Source organism: Thiolinea disciformis DSM 14473 (assembly GCF_000371925.1).
GTDB lineage: Bacteria > Pseudomonadota > Gammaproteobacteria > Thiotrichales > Thiotrichaceae > Thiolinea > Thiolinea disciformis.
Map to the genome: position 1 here is coordinate 1 of NZ_AQVE01000057.1, position 2,231 is coordinate 2,231.

Here is a 2,231-nt window from a genome sequence, read left to right on the forward strand (position 1 = left end):
ATTTCATACCTAAATCCAGACAACTCATACCTTGCTTTTTTTGAAGGTATTGAATTACTATCATCCATGAATGATCATACCTTCAAATTTGTTTAAGTATGAAAAAATGAAGCAACCAGACAAGAATATTGTGAAGGTAGCGAATGAGCTAATTAGGGCAGTACAGCGTCTTAGCTTGAATGAAAAGCGCTTGCTCATGCTAGGTTTAACCAAAGTCGATTCTAGCGGTTCAATTAATCAGCTAGTGATAATCAAGGCTGACGAATTTGCAAGTATTTATGGCATAAGCAGAAAAACTGCATACGAGACTATCAAGGCAACTAAAGAACGACTCTGGGAGCGTGAGGCCTTAATAGAGGATGCTGGCATACGCTGGGTAATTACCTATAAAACGCCTCAAGATGTAGGTTATATAGGCCTTCGTTTTCATCCTGATTTAAGCGATTACATTCTTGACTTGAAGGGACATTTCACGCAGTACCTACTAAGTAAGGCAGCTGATTTTAAGCACCTTTATAGCTGGCGTTTATTTGAATTGCTTATGCAGTTTAGAACTACTGGCTTACTCAAGATGCCTGTTGATGACTTTAAACGCATTATGGAAGTGCCTGAAGCGTATGAACGAGACTTTGGATTGATCCGTAGCAAGGTTATTAATTTAGCTTTGGCCGAGATTAAGGATAAAGCCGGATTGCCTGTAAAGTTTGCTGTTGAGAAAGAAGGGCGCAAAGTTGTTCTGTTGAAATTTACCTTCTCCACCGAACAGCAAGAGCGCTTGCCCTTAGTCACTAAAACCGCATCTAGTGCGCCTGAATCCGTAGCATCACAGAATATTGATACCTACCACGGGCTAAGCCGAAAAGAGGTTTTAAGTCGTTATACAGGAGCGTTAAGCCTTGCCAAGCTCAGCAACCAAGCGATTGATGCGCTGGTCAGCACGAATGAATTTGAAGCTTTTAAGCACTATGGCTTGATTTAGTTTTTGCCTAATGCCCACGCCCTAAGTGTTGACGCACTCAAAAGGGTCTTACGACAGCTAGACTGAAAAAGTGCTCTGTTCTCTTTTTGCAAGCTACTTAAAGTAAAGTAGGGGTAGTATTGGTTTTATGTAAGTTCTGCATAAAACCGTAATTCAGTACTAACTAGAAATATCAAGTACTGAAGGTATTGTAATAAGGGGACTAAAGTCAGCTTTAAAAATATCAAGTTCAAAAAGATGCCCTGCCTCATCAAGAAATAAAACAGCGCTAACAGGAATCCCGTCAGCATCCATAAACTCCAGCTCTGCTACCTTTTTTCCAAGCTTTCTATCACCTTTATCTTGTCCCCTTTCAGAAAAACGTAAACTCCCCATTGCTCCATCATCCAAATAACATGCTTGTAAACTGTCAAAATCTATACTTTCTGCCACAGATTGTGGGGAAAGTTCTACCAGCCGATAAATTAAACGATCAAGTCCCCTTGAGAGTTTATCGAGTTGAATGAATACGTCCAATGTTTAATACACCATTCGGAAGCCTAAAAGCTGTATATTGTAAACGATGGCCAGCAACCTCAACTATTCCATTAAATGGTCGGCCTGATACCACTTGTGAAGCAGTTCCTTGTCGAAGATCATTTTCCACCGCTAATTGAACGGTGGAGCGATCCAAACCAAGATCCTCAATATGTCGAAATGTATGTGAGACTTGATTATCTACGTTTCCAAACTGAATTCGTAGATTATCAATTTGGCTAACTTGTTGCCGTGCTAAATTTGAAACCTGATGTGAAGAAGCTCCCCTGATAGCAGGTTGTGCAGCACGCGTTACAGCTCCTGCTGCCGCCCTCCCTACAAGCCATCTGCCCCCCTGAATTAATGCACCACCACCAGTCAGCAATGAAGGTAAAGCTACCATACCCTGAACAAGATTGTCTCCATCCTCTTGCTGCTGAGTAAATGATCTATTATCTACTGGTAAAGCCCAAGGCAAACCTGCCGCCATCTCGGGGCTATTCTGCTCATTATAGTTTCGAGGCGTAACAGGCGGTGCTGGGTAAGATACCGTTACTAATCCCCAAATATCGAATCGGTTAACCGGATCATTCCCCACATACGCATAGGTATTCATCCCGCCACGCAACCCAATCGGATCGGAGCTAATGTACCGCCCCAGCTTCGGATCATAGTAACGCTGGCCGTTATAATGCAGCCCCGACTCGGCATCATAATACTGCCCAGGGAAGCGCAG

The 2,231-nt window shown here is 42.7% G+C and carries 3 protein-coding genes; 1 reads left to right on the plus strand and 2 read right to left on the minus strand.

The features are described 5' to 3' along the window. Window positions 1–106 precede the first annotated feature (106 nt). Complete coding sequence (locus tag A3IE_RS0119275) at window positions 107–979, plus strand: replication initiation protein (RefSeq protein ID WP_020397248.1); 873 nt, start codon at window positions 107–109, stop codon at window positions 977–979. Window positions 980–1,138: 159 nt separating this feature from the next. Here A3IE_RS0119275 and A3IE_RS0119280 read toward each other — a convergent pair whose 3' ends face one another. Both A3IE_RS0119280 and A3IE_RS21520 read right to left on the minus strand, forming a co-directional pair. Further along, complete coding sequence (locus tag A3IE_RS0119280; protein ID WP_020397249.1) at window positions 1,139–1,495, minus strand: DUF6984 family protein; 357 nt, start codon at window positions 1,493–1,495, stop codon at window positions 1,139–1,141. After that, window positions 1,470–2,231: RHS repeat-associated core domain-containing protein (locus A3IE_RS21520; protein WP_033407713.1), on the minus strand; the 762-nt coding region annotated here is incomplete at its 5' end. The genes A3IE_RS0119280 and A3IE_RS21520, both read right to left, overlap by 26 nt.

Coding starts and splice junctions, on each gene's coding strand:
- A3IE_RS0119275 (WP_020397248.1), top strand. CDS start 107: ATGAAGCAACCAGACAAGAATATTGTGAAGGTAGCGAATGAGCTAATT.